Source organism: Stenomitos rutilans (genome assembly GCF_059505485.1).
This window is the reverse complement of the sequence record NZ_JCACKR010000027.1, coordinates 75,993-98,083: the sequence shown is the minus strand read 5'-3', so window position 1 is coordinate 98,083 and position 22,091 is coordinate 75,993. Positions and strand designations below refer to the sequence as shown.

The following is a 22,091-nucleotide window of genomic DNA, read 5'->3' as shown; positions in this document are numbered from 1 at the left end:
GACTTACGCATTTGCCCCCAAACCCCCAATCTTGGGGGCTTTGATTGAGACGGTTCCCCCAAAGATGGGGGCTAGGGGGCGAAAGATGACCGCTTTTGCGTAAGTCCTAGTGATAAACAACTTGAAAGCTCGTTGGATGTGAGTGGCTGTGAGCGGTCAAACGGTAATCTCGCAAGGACTGTTACCTGATTGACTGACAAATCTTTTTTTAGGTTGGGTTGAACTCTGTGAAGCCCAACGCCAAGAGGGGTTTGTTGGGTTACAGTAACGCTTTTCTGGTACGTCGAAACGGCTTTACCCAACCAATCAACAGCAGAATCAGGTTTTCAAGCGTTTTGTCAGTCAATCAAGGGCTATTACTGGTTAACCGCGCTCAGAATGCAGAAACCACGATCGCTGACTTAAAATCTCCGTTTAGATTGATGAAGTGCTCAGTGTGATTACTCTACCTTAAGCTAAGAGATACATAGGCTGGAGACATTTGGATGCAGGAATACGATGTTGTCATCATTGGTGCGGGGCACAACGGGCTGGTCTGTGCGGCTTATTTGCTGAAAGCTGGCTACCGTGTGCTGTTGCTAGAAAAGCGCTCAGTTCCCGGTGGGGCAGCTACAACGGAAGCCGTGATTCCAGACCTACCCGACTTTAAATTCAACTTGTGCGCGATCGATCATGAGTTCATTCATCTTGGCCCCGTGGTTGAGGAACTGGAACTCACAAAATACGGTTTGGAATACTTGTTTTGCGATCCAGTCGTCTTTTGCCCTCATCCCGACGGTAAATACTTCTTGGCTCATCGATCGATCGAGCAAACCTGTGCCGAGATTGAGCAGTTCAGCCCACGGGATGCTAGAAAGTATGCGGAGTTTACAGATTACTGGCAGCGGGCGATCGGGGCGATGATTCCGATGTTTAATGCGCCGCCCAAGTCATTGATTGATATTGCAGGCAATTACGACATTGCCAAGATTAAGGATTTATTCTCTGTCATTGGTTCGACTGATAAAACGTTAGATTTCATTCGCACGATGCTAACCAGTGCGGAAGACATTCTCAACGAATGGTTTGACTCGGAGTTTCTCAAAGCGCCTCTGGCTCGCTTGTCCTCGGAATTGGGCGCACCACCGTCTCAAAAAATGCTGGGTATTGGAGCCATTATGATGGCAATGCGGCATAACCCCGGCATGGCAAGACCCAAAGGTGGCACAGGTGCATTAGTTGACGCGTTACTCCGTCTGGTCAAAGCGCTTGGCGGCGATATTTTAACAGAACAGCACGTTGCAAAAATTTTAGTGGATGACGGTCGGGCGGTCGGTGTGCGGGTGGCAAACGGGACGGAGTATCGTGCCACTAAAGGTGTAATTTCTAACATCGATGCACAGCGCTTAATGGTGCATATGATCGATCCTGCCGATCTGAATGCGGCTGATCCTGATCTGCGCGAACGATTACAGCGGCGCATTGTAAACAATAATGAAACCATTCTCAAGATTGACCTGGCAATAGATGAACCGTTGCGCTTTGAGCATCACAATCATCGAGATGAGTATCTCATTGGCTCGGTGCTGATCGCCGACTCGGTGCGTCAGGTCGAAATTGCCCATAGCGATCCGGCGATCGGTAACATTCCTGATGCTGACCCATCGTTCTATCTGGTGCAACCCACCATGCTAGATCCCACAATGGCTCCGGCTGGCAAACACACTGTCTGGATTGAGTTCTTTGCGCCCTACAAAATTGCTGGGTTAGAAGGCACAGGGCAGCATGGTACTGGTTGGACGGACGAGCTGAAAAACAAAGTCGCCGATCGCGTCATCGATAAGCTGGCAGACTACGCGCCCAATGTGAAAACAGCGACGATCGCCCGTCGAGTGGAAAGCCCTGCTGAGTTGGGTGAGCGGTTAGGAGCAGTCAATGGCAACTATTACCATATCGATATGACCCTCGATCAAATGGTGTTTTTTCGTCCCTTACCCGAAATCGCCAACTACAAAACGCCGATCGACGGGCTATTTCTCACCGGAGCGGGAACCCATCCCGGTGGTTCCATTTCAGGCATGCCAGGACGCAACTGTGCACGGGTTTTCTTGCACACGCAGCAGCCGATCGCGCAGACCTTCCGCGATGCGAAAGAATCGCTTAAAGCAACGGTAGATTCTGTCTTTCGCCTATCTTGAGCTTTAGAAACTGTCTTTTTTGTCAACGATCCGGGCGCTCACTACTCATCGCTCCCATCATGGCTTGCAGCCAAAGCCAGCGACCGTGGCTATCCTTTTCGAGCAGAGGATCAGGCACTGGGAACGATCGTTCCTCTAATGGAATAAACAACCCGGTGCCGGAATGATACGCAAAGATGGCACCTAACTCGATGGCATAAATCCAGGCGTGGAGGTTGAGCTTCCCCCCATACATTTTTGAGTGAATGATGGGATACGTCTTTAAGTTTTCAATTTGGCTCAGGACGTTTTGTTGGATAGCAATTTTCAGCAGTTCTTCTGGCGTATAGCCCTTGTCTTTGCAGTTATCGACGATCAAACGGCGAGTGGGTTCAGCGTGATGTTTGAGCCAATCGTAAACCAACGGCATTTCTTCAGCGAGGCTACCCAATTGCAGCAATCCTTTCATCGCACCGCAATGCGAGTGACCACAAACAATGATGTCTTTGATGCCAAGGGCATGCACCGCATACTCGATCGCGGCACCTTCCGCATGATTGGCCGCTCCATAAGTAGGGATAATATTGCCCACATTGCGGACGATAAAGAGGTCTCCGGGTTGAGCTTGCGTGATCAGGAATGGATCAATGCGTGAGTCAGAACAGGTAATAAACAGAACTTCTGGGGTCTGCCCATGAGACAGTTGCTGAAAGAGTTCCTGATGGGTACTGAAATAGGTATTCTGGAACTCATTAAGCCCGTTGATAATGCCTGCCATCGACATGACTGTAATCCTCTTTTTCTGGTTTCACTCTAGACACGAGTCACCCCACTAAACTGCCCACAGGCTAGAGCATAAAAAGAACGTTCACCTCCCTCTAGAGCCACTTTGCAGATCTACACAATCTGGTTACGATCGCGATCAACGGCTTCAAAACGAGATTTCGCCTGAAACGTGTAAGTTCTAATATTCCAATAAGACAAACTCTGTGTGACAGTAAACGACGTTGTTTAAAGGATAATGACCAAGCAAGTTTTGATCTTAGGTGGACAAGGACGGATCGGTCGCCAAGTCGCTACTGACCTTGCTGCCCACACCGACACCAAAATTACCATTACGGGTCGAAGTCAGCATGTAAAACAGCTTCCTGAGATGGGTTCGCCTTTCCACTATTTGGAACTAGATTTAGACGATCAGGAGCGACTGTCAACGGCGATTCAAGCGTTGAGATCGGATGACAGCAGTCGCAATGTTGTAGTGCACTGTGCGGGACCCTTCCACCATCGCGATGGCAGAGTGTTAGAAGCCTGCATTGCCGCTGGGGTGAACTACGTGGATGTCAGCGATCATCCATCCTATACGCGTACCGCGATCGCCTATCGTGAGGCAGCAGCAGCAGCAGGCATCACGGCGATCGTCAATACAGGCATCTTCCCTGGCATCTCCAATAGCATGGTACGGCAGAGCATTGAGCAGCTTGATGCGGCTGATACGGTGCATCTTAGCTATGTGGTCGCTGGCTCAGGTGGCGCAGGCGTAACGGTCATGCGAACAACGTTCCTGGGCTTACAGCGTCCCTTTCAGGCATGGCTGAATGGTCAATGGCAAGCCGTGAAACCGTATAGCGATCGCGAAGTGGTAGACTTTCCCCCGCCCTATGGCCGCGTTGGGGTGTACTGGTTCGACGTGCCCGAAGCCTTCACCATTCCCAGCGCGTTTCCCGTCAAAACGGTGATCACCAAATTTGGCACCATACCTGACTTCTACAACGTTCTCACTTGGAGCGTGGCTCGTTGGTGGCATCCTCGTCTGCTACAAACTCGCGCTGTGATCGAGTTTTTGTCCTACGTGAGCCACTTTATGACGGATGTCACTGATCGCTTTAGTGGCATTGGCGTTGCCATTCGGGTAGAAGTGGCAGGGCAGAAGAATTACAAGCCCGCTAAGAGCTACGCCACCCTGGTACACGACAATACCGCGATCGCGGCTGGCTATGGTACAGGCAGTGTTGTCCAACTGCTTTTGTCAGGTGAACTCAAAAAACCGGGTGTTTGGGCGATCGAAGACGCATTGCCTACTGATTTATTTGAGCAAACGATGCAGAGCCGTGGCATCAAAATCGAGCAGGCGTTACGCTGATACTGCACTCCCTACCCCCTACTCTCCACTCCCTCTGCAACAAAATGCTGGAATCTCCCGGCATTGGGTGTCAAAATGGACGGTACGAATTTGAGTAGAGATACCATGACAATCCCCACGCTACAGAGTGCTCTAGATAACGGACGTGCCCTTAAAGTTATTAGCGGTCTGCACAATTTCGATGCCGATCGCGTAGCTGCAACGGTTAAGGCGGCCGATCGGGGTGGTGCAACCTTTGTAGACATTGCTGCCGACCCTAACCTGGTGCGCTTAGCCAAACAACTGACCCCTCTCCCCATCTGCGTCTCTACGGTAGAGCCAGAAAAGTTCGTCATTGCCGTCGATGCTGGAGCCGACTTGATTGAAATTGGCAACTTCGACAGCTTCTACGCACAAGGTCGTCGCTTTGAAGCCGATGAAGTGCTGGCGCTCACCCGTGCCACACGCGAGTTGCTGCCCACTATCACCCTTTCTGTCACCGTGCCTCACATCCTGCCGCTTGACCAGCAGGTGCAACTGGCAGAAGCCCTCGTCAATGCAGGCGCTGACATCGTTCAAACCGAGGGCGGCACCAGCAGCAAACCCATTCACGCTGGCACCTTGGGACTGATCGAGAAAGCGGCTCCCACTCTAGCTGCTGCCTACGAAATCTCCCGAGCAGTGACGGTTCCTGTCTTGTGTGCATCTGGTTTGTCCAATGTGACGGCTCCGTTGGCGATCGCCGCTGGTGCCTCCGGTATCGGCGTTGGCTCTGCTATTAACCAACTCAACAGCGAAATCGCCATGATTGCCGCTGTTCGTAGCCTGGTCGAAGCATTAGCCACTGTCAGCCGAACACCGCTTTACGTGTAGGGCGATCGATTCATTAGTCGGAAGCTTTCTGTCTATCTAATCTGAGATTCTAGACAGAAAGTTTCCGCACAACACAAGTACTTACTGTTGCATCATCGGACTGAATCCAAGTGATGAATCACAGGTAAAATCGCTTCAAGATTCCCGATCACAGGAGAAAATCATTAAGTCTATCCGCGATTTAGATCATGAAAATGCTGTATCTAAGTTTCTTATACAACATTTAACTGGCAAGAACCTAAAGGAGATGGTGTGTAAGTTCAAAGACAATAAAAACGGGCACGATATTAATGTTAGCTGCCTTGCCAAATGCATACGTCATGTTTTCGCTCATGGTATTTTAGCAGCCAACTCTACAGGTCTATCACCTAAGCGATTTGATCAAATATCTCAAATTATTTCGGACTTTTTGTTGAATTGTATGGATCAAGATTTTGATCAGCGCGTATCACAAGCACGATCGCTCATTTCCTAAAGTATTTGCTGCAAACCAAATGCACCTTACAAAAAAAGCGCGATCGCCCTACCTAGCTATACTAACTTGAAGCACTAGAAATTTAACTGGCAAACCAGAGGGTAGACCAATGAAAAAGAAAGAATTTTATGTTGTGATTGAACGAGATGAAGATGGCCTTTATGTTGGTGAAGTTCCGCAGCTCAAAGCCTGCTACAGCCAGGGAGACACCGTTGATGAGCTAATGCAAAATATCCGTGATGTCATTGCAATGTGCCTTGAGGAAATTGAGGAAGAATCAACTACTGAATTTATTGGCATTCAGAAAGTGGTGCTCTAGTGACAAAACTCCCTAACCTAAGTGGAGGCGAGCTAATTGCTGCGCTTCAAAAGATTGGCTTCTACGTGGTGAGAAAGGTAGCCATGTTCGTCTAAAGCATGAAGACAATCGCGTTGTTTCTATTCCCGTTCATGCTCGTAAGGCAATTGGTAAAGGTTTACTGTTGAAGATTCTACGAGATACTGATTTGACTAAAGAAGAATTAATCAATTTGTTGGAATAATTCGGAATCTGCTCCTAGCTCCTAGTTCTGCAAGCGAGTTGAGCGACCTGGATGGCATCGAGAAAACGGTGCGTCGGCAGAGGCTAGAGCCTGACTGCCTGACACAAGTGCCTTAAAGCCTTGCTCTGTAAGCAATCTGTCACCTACCGCTAAAAGCTCGATTGAGCATGACTTGACTGGCTGAAAGCCTTGACCTGCCGTACTGGAGAAACTTGGGTTTTACGAGATATCAAGGGTTTGACATAGATGTGTCAGGCAACCAGGGCTAGAGCACGTCAGCCCAGAGGTTGCCTTTTTTATCGTGACTCGCACTGGCACAACCCAAGGCAGCGTGAGCCCAGTGAAAAGCCTGGTTGGTTGCTGGCCCAGGCATGAAGCCCAGGCACAACGACTCAACCTCAAAGCACATAGCCGCTTGAGTAGCTTGTTAGCGAAGTCCATGATCAAGCGGAACAACTATGTTCGATGGGCTCTGGTGCGGTGGCAGCGGCAGTGAAGAAAATGGATCGTCGCTGACAAAGGTCAGGAGCAAAATGGAATCCGGCATCCGTGAACCCAATGTTGCCATTGAGATGCGCAGCCCTCAAGGGTCAACTTGCGTTTTGACTGTTTTTGCATAACTGGGATGCTTCCTTCTAAACCTACGTTGCTAAGCCTGGGAGGACACTGTGTGCAGTACTGGCAAGCCAAGACTCTCAAAGCCTTCAGGCATTAAAACCTCTGCATCGGCAGCACTTGAGTTGGCAGAATCCTCAACAAAATCCTTTGAGGGCGGTAATAAACCAAGCTGTTGAACAACGCTGGCAACTTGCTCAGGGCCAGTTTGCTGGAGCACATTCAAGACCAGAGCCGTTTGCACCAAAAACGCCTCAGTGTCAATGCCCTCATAGCTAGGCTGGTAACCGCGCAAGCGATTCATTCCTTCACCCATCAAAATAACGGCTCCGCGCCAATTTTGATTGCTCAAGTGATAGAGAGCCACCGCTACTTGCAAAATGCCTTGATAGAACTTCTTATCGGGTTCGGTCGCTTCAATCCACAAAGCCTCTAACGTGTCGTGACACGCATAGAATTCTCCCTGGTTGAATTGTGCAACACCGCGCCAAAAGTCTTCTGGTAGTGCTTCGTTCAATTGTCCCATCCCGGCGTTAGCCCGATGCCGCATTGTTGCCTACTGCAACTCTAGCGCTGGATGGCGTGAATGGAGCTAGCTTGTAGCAATTGACGCTCAGCCGGATCAATCGCCACACGATCGAACACAGACTGCCGTAGTGCTTGCAATTGAGTGGCACTGGTAGGAGGGTTAAAGGCCGTTTTTAGCACGTCATACCAGAGATTTGCCTGGGCATAGAGTTTAGCTTGAGTCAGGCGATCGCGCGTTTGCGCTAACTGATTCTTCAAGCCAGTTTGCAAGGGGATGACCTCAAGCGTCGCTTCAGCAAAAAGATTGCTAGACGGACGACTGGGATTGCAAACCAGCTCTACCTGCCAGCGATAGCGCTTCCCTACGGTCAGTTCGGGGATCGCTCCCGCAGAAGACATTACCATAATGCCGGGAGTGCTTTTCAAGCGATCGTCCTTGATCTCTTTCACCAGCTTGAACCGATTAGCTGTCTGTTCGTAGAGCCTGAACTCGATCGGAAAGGACACGGCATCACGCACAAACCACACAAAAGTGGGACGCGTCGAAACCGTTTGCCCTGCTTGCCCACTGGGTGTCAGCAAGATGAGTGCAGGTACCTGCGAAGCATTAGGTTGGGCACTTGTCCCGCAGCCTCGACCGCCTGAAGACCGACCGTTGGTTGGCGCTCTATCTTCGTCTGCCAAACTGATGGAGGGCAGAAGCCACAGCCCTAAAATAACTCCTGCGACTAACCTTGTAACGATTTGTTGCTTGAGACGAAAGGCAACTGGATAACTCATGGCTCTCCGAAAAAGCTAAGTCTATTAAAGCCTGTTGAGTAAGTGCTGCGTTGACTGGAATGGGTGAGAAAACTGCCACCAGAGTCTTGGACTACGCCATGTCAGCTCACACACTAGACCGTGAGGCACGTTAGGACGACGCTGAAAGCTACCTCGGAGCGATCGCGCCAGTTCTCTGGCCTGAGCTGTACCCTGCCCTTCTCTGGCATTGACTTGAGCCAAATAGCATGCACCATTATCAATCACTTGTAGAGTATACCAATTTTTGTTCCGTCGGCAGATAACGTCTAGACAGCTTGCATTGATCGCGTGGTTGCCAACATTACACAAAGCTTCCTGCAAAAACAGGCACAGCGCCTGCTTTTGATCGGGCGACAGCGGGCAGTCTTTAAGCACAGTAAAGTCGGGTGCAATAAAAGTGAGAATAGACGTAAACCCTGGCAGCTCTCGCTCTAGCGTTTTTTCATAGATCTGATAGAGCAATTCCTGAATTGGAGTCTGGGCATAGCGCTGATTACCCGTCACAATGGCTTGATGCATGGAATCGTAGACCGATCGCAGCTCCTGGTTAAGATTTTGTAACTGCGATCGCAATTTCTCTGGTGGCAAATCATCCAGGCTGCGCAACATAGCGGCCAGCGTTTGCAGGGGGCCATTATGTACTGCGTCGTATGTTCGCTTAAGTGTCAAGCTACGTTGCTCAAGCAAGAGCCGCGAATCGCGATCGAACAGTGCTGTCGTTAAGCCAGCAGCACCGAGGGCCAACAGCGCTGGAATCACTGGAATCCACCAGCTTAAGGTGATCAACCCGTAACTGATGCTAATCAAGCACGTGCTGCCAACAGCCAACCCCAAAAGCGTTTTCCAGGGTGATTGCAGCAGCAAACCCAGCGTAATGCCCAATAAACCCCAAAAGATAATCCAGCTATACTCCCAACCTTTCGCCCAGGTTTGCAGCAGTGGACGATGATCCAACACAGCACTGATGATTTGGCTAATGGCATGGGCATGATTCTCAACGCCGTAAAGTAACCGATATTCATCCATCGTGCCAGTGGCATCGGTAAGTAGGCTGCCTTTAATAGCATCGGTCATGACGGTATCATTCAGGCTGTTGGAAGCCGTTACGCCAATCAGCACGATGCGATCGCGTATCTGTTCCGGCTTCACCCGTCCCTGCATAACATCAGTCATTGAAACCACAGGAAACGGCTTTGGATGGCTGCGGAAGTTCAGTAAGATCTGGTTTCCTCCCGCTTGAGCTTGCACATAGCCACCTGTGTTGGCTCGAAAGCGCGGCAGTACCAGCGAGCCAAAGCGAATCGGATCGCTAGCACGCCGTCCCGGTTCAAAAGGGATTCCTTGCGTCTGTAAATAGCGTGCTGCAAGCAGTAAGGATAAGGAATATTTCACCTCACCGGAGTCAACCTTGCTTGCCAACATACAGCGACGCAGTTTGCCGTCAGAGTCGAAGAAAATGTTAGCCAGCCCCACTTGCTCTGGAGGCAATTCTGGCGGTGGTTTCACCTTGAGCGTTGCCGTCGAACCAACATCTGCCTCAATACCAATAAGATTGGGGCTGGTTCTAAACACTTGCGCGAGTGCTTCCCGATTTGGATCAGTCGTCAAGTCACGAAATAGATCAAGCCCGATCGCTGTAGGACGGTAGCTCTGTAGTGTTTTCAGTAGCGCTGCCAGTTCTCGATCGGGAATCGGATACTTTTTTGTCAGGCGGATGTCTTCCTCATTAATGCCAACAATCACAATCCGCGTATCGGGTGACTCTACCGGGCGCGATCGCAGGAAGCGATCAAACGCGCTCCACTCCAAACTTTGCAGCGAACCCGTCAGGCGTGCGATCACGACCAGTCCAACAACGACCAATCCTGGAAGTACTCCAACTCGCCAAACCTTCGCTTGCTGCTCAAGCTGCGTCCAAAATTCAGCATTCACCTTGATTTTCATTTCAGTCAATAGTGGCTATGCTTCAACAACGTACTGTCGCGGATGGTAGATGGCTGGCGGAAAAGCGCTCGCCTTGCTTACTTGACGGTCTGTCAGTGGAACGTGGTTAGATTGCTTTAATAAGTGAAAACTATAGATTAGGACTGACGCCCTTAATGCTTGAACCTTAACCTTTCCTCCAAAAGTGGGAACTCTACAAGCCCCCTTTTGTAGCTTGCCTCCCGCAGAGTAGGAGGGTGAGGAATCTCTTTCACATAAGTCCTGTAGATAAAAAGAGCAATTTAACTTGTTGCCATTTTGAAATGGACGTGTGGCCTTTCCCGACTATCCTCCTTCTCATTAGCGCGATCAGGATTCAGATGAACAGCCATCAGCCCGTGTGTTAAGACAGCACGTGATAAACGTTATCGGCAAACCACACCACCACACAAGGACTATCTCCCCCCCACTGGATGATTTTTAAGTGAAGGATGAAGACAAAATGAAGAAGAAGCCGTAAAGTTTAGAGCGCTTATCCTACACACCTTGACCTTAGAAGCCGCGCCGAACTCGCGCTGGGCTAAAGGATGTTTCTATTTTCTGCCTTTAAGCTGTTTTCTGCCTGAGAATGTTTTGACCCACAACAGCCCCTGATTATTTCCCTGAATCATGGCTATAGATACAACACCAGCGCTCAGCACCCCCTGCTGGCAACCGCTAAAGCGTCTACAGTCCTCAGCACTGACTTTGCAGCGCAATTTTGTAGAACTGATAAATCAGCTCAGCAAGCCAAGTTTACGAGCCGCGATCGCAATTTGAATCCGCAGATCTTTGTCCGGCTCATCGTAGATACCTAACGCATCCTGCAATCTAACCCAGTAATTTCGGACTGTACGATCGCTGACTTGCATCCGGTCTGCAATCGCTCTGTCTGTTAACCCTTCCTGAAATTTCAGCGTGAGCACCTCCAGCCACTTACGGTCAAACTCTGAGCGTGATCGCAACTCTGGCGGCAAGTAAATCGAGCCGCGTAGCGCAAAATCCACTAACCGGAGCATCTCCCGAATGGGTAGCGACTTGTCCATTGCGGCAAAGCCGCCCTCATAGGCATTAATCATCGGCTTCAGTTGTACCAATGGCCGAATGTTAGTACTCAGCACCACAATGTTCGGCGCTAACTGGCTCTCAATGAGTGTCTTGAGAAACTGAATCCCGACCTCGGCACTGGCGATCGCATAAGGCTGTTGCGGTACGCTCAAATCCAAGACAACCAGCGTGGGGTGATAGTAACCAATTTGTGTTTGAGCGGTTTGAATATCTTGCGCTGTAAAAATTTCGGCAGTCGGATACGTTCGCTTCAAAGCAGGCACCGTTCCTTCCAAAATGGCCTCGTGGTCATCCACCACCAAAAAAGTCTGAGTTACTGCACCGGACGCACTACGGTTCATCGGCTACACCCACGCAACGATCGTCTATACGCTCATTCATTAAGCTTCCTTATAAAGCAAAAATGGCCTTAAAGCAAAGACTAACCTGGTCGTTCCACATCAGCAAGGGGCATGAGAACACTGCCATGAGCGGCCGCCCTACATTAACCAAAAACTTACAGCAGTTCTCGATCGAGTAAGCCACAGTCTAATTGAGCACGGTTGCAGGGTGTCGGATAGCGGATGTGGTGAACCCAAACGAAAACGGCTGTAGCAGTCAAGCGGTATGCTGCGATCATCTATAAGCACAAAAATGTAAGCACAAAAAAGAGTGGGTAGAGCATCTACCCACTCTTTTAGTATCTAAACAGGATCGTGATCAAGTGCTGCGATTGCAGACTTGCTAGCAGTCAAATTACTTGCCCAGATCTTGGTAGTTGGTGCCGTCGCAGGAAGGGCCGGTCAAGGAGTTCAGCGTTACGCCAGACAGGGTGGTTGCACCCGGCTTAGCAGATTGGCAAAGAACAGCCAGGGTCGTTGCTTCACCCGACGTTGCACCTGTGGTGAAACCGGTGCTCACGCCACCGAGGTGTGCTCTCAAGGTGTTGGTGAATTTGGGGTTGGAAACGTTCTTCACACCAGAGCTGGTGGGAGAGTCGATCTGGTAGGTGTAGTTGGTGGTGTCGGTTTTGATGCCGAGGCCCAACAGAGAAACATCAGACGAGAAGGTGTTCTTCTCCAGGTAGTAAGCCTGCTGTGAACGGTTCATCGAACCAACGTACTGCTTAGACTCCGACTCTTTTGCTTTGTTCGCTTGGTTCAGGAAGGAAGGCAGTGCGATCGCAGACAGAATACCGATGATGATGATTACAACCAGCAGTTCAATCAGGGTGAAGCCCTTGTCTTGCTTCTTCTCGATGAGGTGGTGTAGGAACTTAGCTTTGAAATCAGACTTCATGAGAGGGTCTCCTTTTAGGTGCGGGGTATGTGGTTCTAACTCCTGAACGTAACGTACCCCGCTCTCCCTGCTTTCATATCACTCCACTCTAAAAAAAATGGCGGTTGAGTTTGTTTGCTGCGGTAAAAATGCGCCTGACCCTGGCAGCGTGAGCGTTTGAGCTTATAAAAAATTTGTCGACATGCGTTGATCTTGGTGTTGCCTTTGCGCTAGCAGGCTTTTTCTCTCGCGAAATTATGTGCAAACTTGTCCGTTTGGGCAAGATAGAAACGTAGCGGTTTGCCTTTCTATCAGTGCGGCTTCTATGATCGCCCCCTCTTGCCCCCTCCATCGCTGACTGACGCATATGGACATTCAACGGTTCACTGCCCGCTTTGCCTCCCATGACGACGCTGTACCGAACCAGAAGGAAAGCTCTTCTCAGGCAACCGTCATGCTAAAGCCACCTCATCGCCTTACCGCAACACCAGTTGCCCAACTCTTAAACACGGCGATCGGCTACATGGTTCCAGGAGAGGTGTATTGCGAAGTTGGCTGCTTGCCGGGAGAAAACCTGATGGCAGCGTTGCTGAATCACCCTGACTGCATGGCATACGCCGTAGAGGAGGATGATCGGTTCGGTGCCAAGCGTGCGACGATCGAGCAATTAACCGAGCAGTTAGCAGCGGCTGGCATGGATGAGCAAGTTTTTCTTTGCAACCAGTCCTTTGAGGAGTTTTTTCACGACCTGCGGCAACTGGCAACCGAAGACCGGATTGGGGTCTATTTCTACAACGGTAAGGCTGATTATCGATCGGTCATTTTGGGGCTAATGCTGGCGGCACCGCTGCTGGCAGAGCAGGCATTGATCATAATCAATCAAGGGCAGCTTAAGACGGTGCAACAGGCAACGCGGGACTTTTTAGCGTCTTATGCTCAAGCGGCTTTACAGCTTAATGGGTTGGCACAAGAGGCGGTGGTAGACGGAGATGCCCCTCATTTTCTGGTTCTCAGTTGGAAGGCCGGGAAGCAAACCGAGGCGCAAGCATTTGACTGGTACGCCCGTCGCGATCGCGCTGTCATTGATGCGATTTATCAGTTGCCCGTGTATCCCAAAATCGATTTGGCAACGTTACGCCAAGAGGCGGTTGACCTGCACGTTAAAGGCCAGCTTTCTGGTGCTGAGGAAAAGTACCGCACGATTCTACAGGTTGAGCCTCAAAATGCAGAGATTTGGTTCAATTTAGGGATGCTCTACTATTTGGCCGAGAACGATGCAGCGGTGATTGAAGCAATCCAGCAGTCTGTAGCGCTTGCCCCTCACACCCCATTGGCGCACTACATTAAGGGGTTGGCGTTAGAACGAATGGCCCGTCCTGACGAGGCGATCGCGGCCTTTCAAGAGGCGATTGCACTGGATGAAAATCACGTCGATACGCTCAATCATTTAGGCAATCTTTTGGTTCAGAACGGTGCTTCTCAGCAGGCAGAAGACCTGTTTCGACGGGCGATCGCGTTACAGCCAAAAGATTTTACGGGGCACCTTGGCTTAGGCAAGGCGTTGATGGCACAGCAGCAAGCGCAACCTGCGATCGCAGCCTATCATCAAGCCCTGAAACTAAAGCAGCGCGATCCTGCGATTCTGTGGAAACTGGGTGAAGCCTATGTTGCGGCAAATGATGTTGCAACTGCACATAACTTTTTTGCCTATTCTTACAATCGGGATGGTAATCCTGAAGCGGCGATCGAAGCCTTTCAAGCATTTTTTGCAACGGGGCAAACGGGCAACGTGCAAGACTATCTCACATTGGCTGACTGCTATCAGCTTTGTGGGCGAATGGAAGCCGCGATCGAGTGCCTTCAGGCAGCGGCGAATTTGAAACCAGATGATCTGTTCTTAGCAAGTCTGCCGCAACTGCTCTTGCCGCTGCTTTACCAAAGTACAGAGGAAATGACGGCGTATCGTCAACGGTTTGAGCAAGGACTCAAGAGCATTAACCATCAGGTCGAATTAGCCGCAACCCAACAACAGTCCGTTGATTTTAGCAATATCTCTTGTTTGAGACTGTTTTACTTGGCCTGTCAGGCAATCAATGTGCGGAAGCCACAAGCTCTATATGGAGGGTTGCTTCAGCGTGCCATGCGTGAGCATCATCCTGAGTGGATGCAGCCGCTTTCCATGCCACCCGTCAGCAAAGCCGGAAAAATTCGGATTGGTTATCTGGCTGATTCTATTGGCACCAACAGTATGTCTCTGTGGACATTTGGATGGCTCAAAAACCACGATCGCAGCCAATTTGAAATCTATTGCTACAACACGGGTTCAGCGATCGATCGTCGCACTGAGCAATTCAAAGCCCTGAGTGATGTCTATCACTACATGCCAAACGATCTGCAAGGGGTTTGTCAGCAAATTCTGGCCGATGATCTGCATCTTCTGGTCTTTCTGGCGATCGGTGTGCATACACCCACTGCGATGGCGGGTTGCTTTCGGTTAGCGCCTGTGCAGTGTGCGGCTTGGGGGCATCCTGTTACTTCTGGGTTACCCACGATCGACTATTTCCTGTCAGGCGCTTTGATGGAGCCAGAAAACGCTCAGGAACACTATACTGAGCAACTTGTTCGCTTGCCCAGTTTAGGGATTAGCTATCCTCACCCATCGATTCCTACAACCACGAAAACACGAACTGCCTTTGGGTTAAGAGCCGATGCGGTACTCTATGTTTCCTGCCAGTTAATCATCAAATATTTGCCTCAGCACGACTACCTGTTTGTCGAAATTGCGCGTCGAGTGCCGCAAGCACAGTTCGTCTTCATCGTGCGATCGACCATGACGAATCGATCGAGTCCAACTTTAGAGCGACAGTTTCGTGAGCGGCTCCAGCGATCGTTTGCGGCAGCAGGACTCAAGAGCGAAGCTTACTGCGTCTTTTTACCGGGTCAAAATTGGCAGGATTACACGAGTCTACTCCTCGATGCAGACGCGTTTCTCGACACGCCTGGTTTTTCGGGTGGGCACACCACCTTTGACGCGATCGCCTGCAATCTTCCTGTTGTGACTCATGCCGGGGAATTTATGCGCGGTCGCCAATCCAGCGGGATGCTCACCATGCTGGGTGTGCCGGAGACGATCGCTCAAACGGAAGCCGAATACATTGAAATCGCAGCGCGATTGGGGCTAGAACCGGAGTGGAAACGGTCGATCGTCCAGCGGATGAGTGAGCGGCATGCGCTTCTTTTTGACGACACAGAGTGCGTGAGAGGACTGGAGCAGTTTTACCAGGACGTGGTTGCTGACAGGTTGATGCAGCAGTCAGCCGATCCTGTTGCCAAACCCATAGAAGAGACGCAGCCGATCGCCACAAAGCTGATTCTGCACGTGGGGTGTGGCCCCTATGATCCTGAAGCGCTGCCGGAAGCGCTGCGGACTTCAGAATGGCGAGAGGTGCGGCTAGACATTAATCCTGCTATGGAGCCGGACATTATCGGTTCCATGACAGACATGAGCGCGGTGCCAGACGAGTCCGTAGATGCAGTATTTTCATCCCACAACCTGGAGCATCTCTACGCTCACGACGTGCCGCTTGCTCTGGCGGAGTTTTATCGCGTGCTGAAACCGGGTGGCTTTGCGCTCGTTACGCTGCCCGACATTCAAGCTGTGGCGGCATACGTTGCTCAGGGCAGGTTAGAAGAAATCCTCTATGTGTCACCAGAAGGCCCGATCGCAGCGATCGACATTCTCTATGGGTTTAGAGCCGCGATCGCGGGTGGCAACCATTTTATGGCTCACCGGACTGCTTTTACGGCTGAGAGCTTGCAGGAAAAGTTACAACAGGCCGGGTTCAAGAACATTGAAAGCCACAAAGATCAATTAAACCTTTGGCAACGGGGCTACAAGTAGGGGTTGAGAGTCTTTTGGGGTACAGGGTTTGGGGATGTGCCTGTTGACAATGGGTGATACCACTTTTAGTCGCTAAATCTCTAATTCCTGCCCCATCCCATAAGCGCTGCCAGATTCTCTAGCGCAGGTGGGGTTTCTCTTTAAGAGATGTTGCGCTATACTATGCGTAGTCGTTATGAGTTTGTATAGACCAATGACCACCCCAACGATCGAAAACGTAGTGATTATCGGCTCCGGTCCAGCCGGGTATACCGCCGCAATTTATGCGGCTCGCGCCAACTTGAAGCCCTTTATGTTTGAAGGCTATCAGGCAGGCGGTTTACCTGGTGGACAACTCATGACAACCACTGAGGTAGAGAACTTTCCGGGTTTTCCAGAGGGCATCACGGGACCACAGTTAATGGATCGCATGAAAGCACAGGCGATACGCTGGGGCGCTGAGTTAGTGACGGAAGATGTCACCTCGGTTGACTTTAGCCAGCGTCCCTTTGTGATTCGTTCTGAGGAACGGGAAGTGCTGGCGCACAGTGTGGTGATTGCCACAGGTGCCACTGCAAAGCGGTTGGGACTCCCCTGTGAAAGCCAGTTTTGGAGCCGTGGCATTTCTGCCTGCGCGATTTGTGATGGTGCGACCCCCATTTTTCGATCGGCAGAACTCGCGGTTGTCGGTGGCGGCGATTCGGCAGCCGAAGAATCGATTTATCTCACGAAGTATGGCTCTCATGTCCACATGCTGGTACGCACTGAGAAGATGCGTGCCAGCAAAGCGATGCAAGATCGGGTGCTCAGCAATCCCAAAATCACCATTCACTGGAATACCGATATTTCGGATGTGTTTGGTGAAGCCGACCACATGAAAGGGGTCAAAATTCGAGATGCCAAAACGGGCGAAGAAGGAGAACTTCACGTCAGAGGGTTGTTCTATGCGATCGGGCACACCCCCAACACCTCCCTTTTCACCGGGCAATTAGACCTGGATGACGTGGGCTATATTGTCACCAAGCCTGGTTCTGTTGAAACCAGCGTCGAAGGCGTGTTCACCGCAGGCGATGTTCAAGACCATGAGTTTCGTCAGGCCATCACCGCAGCAGGTACAGGCTGTCAGGCGGCGATGCTGGCAGAACGCTGGCTCTCAACCCATGACCTGATTCAAGAATTTCACCAGACGGATTCTGAAAAGCCAGCCGCTGAACCGACTGCCAAGAAAACGGACGCCGAGCAAGAAACCGAGTTTAATGTGGAGCGGACTCGCCATGAAGGGGGCTATGCTCTGCGGAAGCTGTATCACGACAGCGATCGCCTGATCATGGTCAAGTATGCGTCACCCCAATGTGGCCCCTGCCATACGCTCAAGCCCATTCTTAACAAGGTGGTGGATGAGTTTGACGGCAAGATTCACTACATTGAGATTGACATTGAGCAAGATCCAGACATCGCTGAAGCGGCTGGAGTCGTTGGCACACCCACCATTCAGTTCTTTAAAGACAAAGACAAGGTCGCAGAACTGAAAGGGGTGAAGCCCAAGAGCCAATACCGGGAGACGATCGCGTCTTACGTGTAGAACGAACATCGGTAGCCATCTGTAGGGACGTTACATGTAACGCCCCTACAGGGTTGCCAGTATCAATCTGATCGACAGTGGTTCTAGGTGTATCGACTCATCAGGTTAGCCCTAAGAAACGGTGCGTTACGCTGGAGCTAACAGCACCCTACGCAGCTACTGCTTCTTTTAAGATTCTTTCAAGGGCGAATTATTACCAGTTAATCTAATAATTTGCCCTCATCGCGTAAAAGTATCAACCAGAGGAATCTGCCTGGAGATTGAGTATCCATGCTCTTCTAAAAACGAGCGCATCCAAAAAGTTACCTGTATACCAAACCATACAAGTATTGAGAGGACAATTGAACCTAGCTTTGAAGGCTGTTTTGGCGATCGAAACAATGCTCTGCTAGCTCTCTTGCCGAAAATAGTGAAAATCAATCCATAGCCAAAAAGAATGGATATGAATGTAATAAATGTGAACCAGCAATTAATACTTTGAACATGATACGTTGCTTGTAGCAATGGGGTGAGGATAAACCCATAGCCCTCTATTGAACTGCCAATAAGTAAGATTACGCCACTTACTCGCTCTGAGAAAAGACCACGCCAGTGGGAATCGTTAGGGTTAGGATTGTTAATTGGCATACACTACGATCGATAATTACTCTAAGCACCACAAGTAGAGTTCCCCAGCGATCGACTGATTTCCCCGCGCTACCCGATCGAAGCCCATACGACTGGGGCATACTGAAGCCGTAGGGCATCCCCCGTCCCTGATGGCAGCGGTGACAACATGATGGTTGAAGACAGTTTGGCAGTGCGATCGCAGGTACAGCAGGCAGACGCTTGTTTGGCGCGTGGTGAATATGGTGCTGCGATCGAGCGTTATCAGCAACTCATTGAAGAGCAACCCGATGTCAAAGCCTACTATTGGCATCTGGGGGTAGCATCCCTGCTGCTGGGTGACGAAGCCGAAGCGCAGACCACCTGGATGCTGGCAATGATGGAGGGGGATGACGAGCAGATTGAGCAATGGACGGCAGAACTGGCACAGGTTGTGCGATCGCAGGCAGAACAGCAAGAAGCCAGCGCCAACCCAAAGCTTGCCTGGGTCTTGCGTCAGCACCTCCGGGAAATTGCACCTCAAGATTTAGCGAACCTGTTATACCTGGCACAACGATCGGTTGAACTCGACCGCTTTGCAGGGGATGATTTGGTGGAGTGGGGTACGATCGACGTGCTGCGATCGTCGGCTGACGTTGACCAGGCATTACTGGTAGACACGTTGAAAGCTGTCTTGAAGCACGCGCCTACCGATCCAGCGCTATTGGACTTTGCGGAAGTGGCGCTCGATCGGGCAGAGGATCTGCTTCCTGTCGTGCAAACGCTCATGCTGGCATCGGTTGCCATTGCCTACGAGTGGAATCGACCCTCACTAGCGGCTGAGTATGCCCAACGGTGCCTAAACGCCTGTCCGCAAGACTTAGAGATTCTCAGCCATCTATCGACCTTCTATCAAAATTCAGGACAGTACGAAAAGGGCATCGAAACCGCGCGGGAGTGGTGTATTCTGGCACGATCGCTGCCGGATCAGGTGTTTGGTGCCTTTCTGCTGCTGCGAGCCTTAACCCGTGCTGGCGGCTACTGGAAAGAAATTTTTGAGTTAGCAACCCTGCAAGAATCCCTCTTGCTGTCGCTGGCTGAGGAGCAAACCGAGCCGCTCGATCAGCACACCACGTTGAAGCTCGTCACCACCACGTTCTTCTTGCCCTATGTGCGAGATGACCTGGAGCGCAATCGTCTGGCCCAAAATCATCTGTTTAAGCTGTGTCAGACCAGCGTTCGAGCGTATGCGGCTGAACCTGCCGAGCGATATCAGCAGGGACTGGCTTCCCGGCGCGATCGCCCACGACAGCATCGACGTTTACGGGTGGGCTACTTTTCGCACTGCATGCGGCGACACTCGGTAGGTTGGCTATGCCGCTGGTTGTTGCAACACCACGATCGGGAACAGTTTGAACTCTTTGGCTACTTTTGGAACTATCAGCGCGGCAACGATACGCTGCAAGATTGGTTTGTAGAACAGGTTGATCAGGCTCGGAAACTGGGGCGCGATGGGCTAGAAATAGCCGAGCAAATCTATCAGGACGACATTGATATTCTGATTGATCTGGATAGCATTACCGCCGATGTGTGCTCGGAAGTGATGGCGCTCAAGCCTGCACCGATTCAAGCTACGTGGTTAGGGTGGGATGCTTCGGGCCTTCCCGCGATCGACTACTTTATCGCTGATCCATACGTCCTTTCGGAAGACGCTGAGGATCACTACGCCGAAAAGATCTGGCGCTTGCCCCAAACCTACCTGGCCGTGGATGGGTTTGAAGTCGGTGTACCCACGCTGCGACGAAAAGACTTGGGCATTCCAGCCGATGCCGTGATTTACCTGAGCGGACAGAGTGCCTCCAAGCGCCATCCTGAAACGGTGCGATCGCAGCTACGCATCATTGCTGCCGTGCCCAACAGCTACTTTTTGATTAAAGGCATTACCGACGATAAAGCGATTCAAGCCTACTTTACCGAAGTGGCAAAAGCAGAAGGGGTATCGACCGATCGACTCCGCTTTTTGCCAGAAGTACCAGCGGAAGCCGTGCATCGAGCCAATCTGGCGATCGCAGACGTAGTGCTAGATACCTATCCCTACAATGGCGCGACAACTACGATGGAAACGCTTTGGATGGGCATTCCGCTGGTGACGCGAGTAGGCGAACAGTTTGCCAGCCGCAACAGCTACACCATGATGGTGAATGCGGGCATTGAAGAAGGCATCGCCTGGACAAATGAGGAGTATGTTGCATGGGGAGTGCGCTTTGGCACCGATCCGGCCTTACGGCAGCAGGTTGCCTGGAAGCTCTGGCGATCGCGCCAAACGGCTCCGCTCTGGAATGCCAAACAGTTCACCCGCGAAATGGAACAGGCTTACAAACAAATGTGGGCACAGTATGTTAGGTAATTTAGACCTTTTTCAAGCCCATTATTGCGACGTTGCTGACTTTTGAGGCTATGGTTAAACCGCTCAAAATCTTAGTGCTGACCAATCTCTACCCGCCTCAGGTGATTGGCGGGTATGAACGGGCGATCGCAGACTTTGCCAGTTTGCTCAAGCAGCGAGGGCATCACGTCGTTGTGCTGACCAGCGACGCACCAGAGATTGCCACGAACTGTCCCGAACCAGCCTTCAATCCTATAGTATATCGGCACTTGATGCTTGGGGGCACCTGGGGCGAACAAGGGGCAGAGTGGTTGCCGACCGATCGGCTGGCCTCAATTCAGGCGCGTAACCTCAAAGCGGTACAGCAGATAGTGCAACAGTTTCAGCCTGATCTTTGTCTGGCAGGAAACATCACCTTTTTTGGCATTGCTGTTTTGCGCTCGTTTCTCACGAACGATATTCCCGTTGCTCACTACGTGATGAATGCCCATCCAGGCTATGTCGTAGAGGAGTCGCCATCGGATCGCCTGCATCGATACATCACGTGCAGCGATTGGGTTCGCCAGCATATGCATCAACTTGGCTACCCGGTTGGAACCGCGCAGGTTGTCTATCCTGGTGCCGCTGTTGAGCAGTTTTATCAGGCCACGTTACCACCTCGCGATTGTTTACGCATTGCCTATGCCAGCCTTGTTATGCCCTATAAAGGTGCCGATACGCTGGTAGAAGCGCTCTGTTTGCTGCATGCTTCTGGGGTGAAATTTACCGCCACGATCGCGGGTGGAACATTTCTGCCTGAATTTGTGCAGGCGTTGCAACAGTTGATAGAAACCGAAGGCATGCAAGCTTTTGTTCATCTTCCTGGTGTTTTATCGCGGCAAGCACTTAGCCAACTCTACAAAGATTGCAACATCCTTGCATTTCCATCCCGGTTTGAAGAACCCTTTGGAATTAGTCAAATTGAGGCGATGGCGGCTGGTTTAACGTTGGTAACAAGCGGTACAGGCGGTGCTTCTGAGATTGTTGAACATGGGCAAGATGGGCTAATCTTTGAAGCAGAAAATCCCTTTGATCTAGCTGAGTGTTTATCCTCCTTATCCGCACAACCAGAGCTTTGGCAAAGGCTGTCTCAAGCGGGTCAGAAAAAAGCAATGTCTCAATTTAGCCAGACACAAGCTGTTGAACAATTAGAATCTGTTTTGTCTGCATTGGTGGCAGGTGTAGCAACAAGTTGAAAGCTAAAATAACGTTCTCTTGCTTCG

General features: G+C 50.8%; 15 protein-coding genes and 1 pseudogene. 9 read left to right on the top strand and 7 right to left on the bottom strand.

All coding sequences use genetic code 11. From position 1 onward, the window contains the following. Positions 1-485: 485 nt before the first annotated feature. Complete coding sequence (gene crtO, locus AC5JLP_RS03650) at positions 486-2,177, top strand: beta-carotene ketolase CrtO (RefSeq protein ID WP_496066541.1); 1,692 nt, start codon at positions 486-488, stop codon at positions 2,175-2,177. A gap of 22 nt (positions 2,178-2,199) precedes the next feature. Here the strand turns inward: crtO and AC5JLP_RS03645 are convergent, their stop codons facing one another. After that, positions 2,200-2,940 (bottom strand): carbonic anhydrase, encoded by a 741-nt coding sequence (locus AC5JLP_RS03645; RefSeq protein WP_496066540.1) that lies wholly within the window; start codon positions 2,938-2,940, stop codon positions 2,200-2,202. Positions 2,941-3,177: 237 nt separating this feature from the next. Here AC5JLP_RS03645 and AC5JLP_RS03640 point away from each other — a divergent pair, with 237 nt between their 5' ends. The 4 genes and pseudogenes from AC5JLP_RS03640 to AC5JLP_RS03625 all read left to right on the top strand — a co-directional run. Further along, positions 3,178-4,296, top strand: a complete 1,119-nt coding sequence (locus tag AC5JLP_RS03640) for a saccharopine dehydrogenase family protein (RefSeq protein WP_496066539.1) — start codon at positions 3,178-3,180, stop codon at positions 4,294-4,296. Positions 4,297-4,401: 105 nt separating this feature from the next. Then, a complete protein-coding gene (locus AC5JLP_RS03635; RefSeq protein ID WP_496066538.1) occupies positions 4,402-5,148 on the top strand; it encodes a DUF561 domain-containing protein in 747 nt (248 codons plus the stop codon). A 584-nt stretch (positions 5,149-5,732) separates the two neighbouring features. Then, the gene (locus AC5JLP_RS03630) at positions 5,733-5,942 is read left to right on the top strand and encodes a type II toxin-antitoxin system HicB family antitoxin (protein ID WP_496066537.1); all 210 of its coding nucleotides are present in this window, start codon (positions 5,733-5,735) and stop codon (positions 5,940-5,942) included. Positions 5,943-6,009: 67 nt separating this feature from the next. Then, positions 6,010-6,165 (top strand): annotated as a pseudogene (locus tag AC5JLP_RS03625) (type II toxin-antitoxin system HicA family toxin); the annotation flags it as partial. Between the two features lie 649 nt (positions 6,166-6,814). Here AC5JLP_RS03625 and AC5JLP_RS03620 read toward each other — a convergent pair. The 6 genes from AC5JLP_RS03620 to AC5JLP_RS03595 all read right to left on the bottom strand — a co-directional run bounded on the left by AC5JLP_RS03620 (position 6,815) and on the right by AC5JLP_RS03595 (position 12,417). Next, positions 6,815-7,330: a DUF309 domain-containing protein gene (locus tag AC5JLP_RS03620; protein ID WP_496066536.1), complete on the bottom strand. Its 516-nt coding sequence runs from the start codon at positions 7,328-7,330 to the stop codon at positions 6,815-6,817. A 17-nt stretch (positions 7,331-7,347) separates the two neighbouring features. After that, on the bottom strand, positions 7,348-8,088 hold the full coding sequence (locus tag AC5JLP_RS03615) for a DUF928 domain-containing protein (RefSeq protein ID WP_496066535.1): 741 nt from the start codon (positions 8,086-8,088) through the stop codon (positions 7,348-7,350). A gap of 24 nt (positions 8,089-8,112) precedes the next feature. Then, on the bottom strand, positions 8,113-10,053 hold the full coding sequence (locus tag AC5JLP_RS03610; RefSeq protein WP_496066564.1) for a sensor histidine kinase: 1,941 nt from the start codon (positions 10,051-10,053) through the stop codon (positions 8,113-8,115). Between the two features lie 755 nt (positions 10,054-10,808). Then, positions 10,809-11,480, bottom strand: a complete 672-nt coding sequence (locus AC5JLP_RS03605) for a response regulator (protein ID WP_496066534.1) — start codon at positions 11,478-11,480, stop codon at positions 10,809-10,811. A 155-nt stretch (positions 11,481-11,635) separates the two neighbouring features. After that, entirely contained in the window at positions 11,636-11,758 is a 123-nt protein-coding gene (locus AC5JLP_RS03600; protein WP_496066533.1) for a hypothetical protein, read from the bottom strand. A 116-nt stretch (positions 11,759-11,874) separates the two neighbouring features. Then, the gene (locus tag AC5JLP_RS03595; RefSeq protein ID WP_496066532.1) at positions 11,875-12,417 is read right to left on the bottom strand and encodes a type IV pilin-like G/H family protein; all 543 of its coding nucleotides are present in this window, start codon (positions 12,415-12,417) and stop codon (positions 11,875-11,877) included. Between the two features lie 346 nt (positions 12,418-12,763). Here AC5JLP_RS03595 and AC5JLP_RS03590 point away from each other — a divergent pair, with 346 nt between their 5' ends. The 4 genes from AC5JLP_RS03590 to AC5JLP_RS03575 all read left to right on the top strand — a co-directional run bounded on the left by AC5JLP_RS03590 (position 12,764) and on the right by AC5JLP_RS03575 (position 22,064). After that, positions 12,764-16,297 (top strand): O-linked N-acetylglucosamine transferase family protein, encoded by a 3,534-nt coding sequence (locus AC5JLP_RS03590; protein WP_496066531.1) that lies wholly within the window; start codon positions 12,764-12,766, stop codon positions 16,295-16,297. 175 nt (positions 16,298-16,472) lie between these two features. Next, entirely contained in the window at positions 16,473-17,858 is a 1,386-nt protein-coding gene (gene trxB / locus AC5JLP_RS03585) for a thioredoxin-disulfide reductase (RefSeq protein ID WP_496066530.1), read from the top strand. Between the two features lie 775 nt (positions 17,859-18,633). Continuing rightward, a complete protein-coding gene (locus AC5JLP_RS03580; protein ID WP_496066529.1) occupies positions 18,634-20,850 on the top strand; it encodes an O-linked N-acetylglucosamine transferase, SPINDLY family protein in 2,217 nt (738 codons plus the stop codon). Between the two features lie 50 nt (positions 20,851-20,900). After that, a complete protein-coding gene (locus tag AC5JLP_RS03575; protein ID WP_496066528.1) occupies positions 20,901-22,064 on the top strand; it encodes a glycosyltransferase family 4 protein in 1,164 nt (387 codons plus the stop codon). Positions 22,065-22,091: the final 27 nt, after the last annotated feature.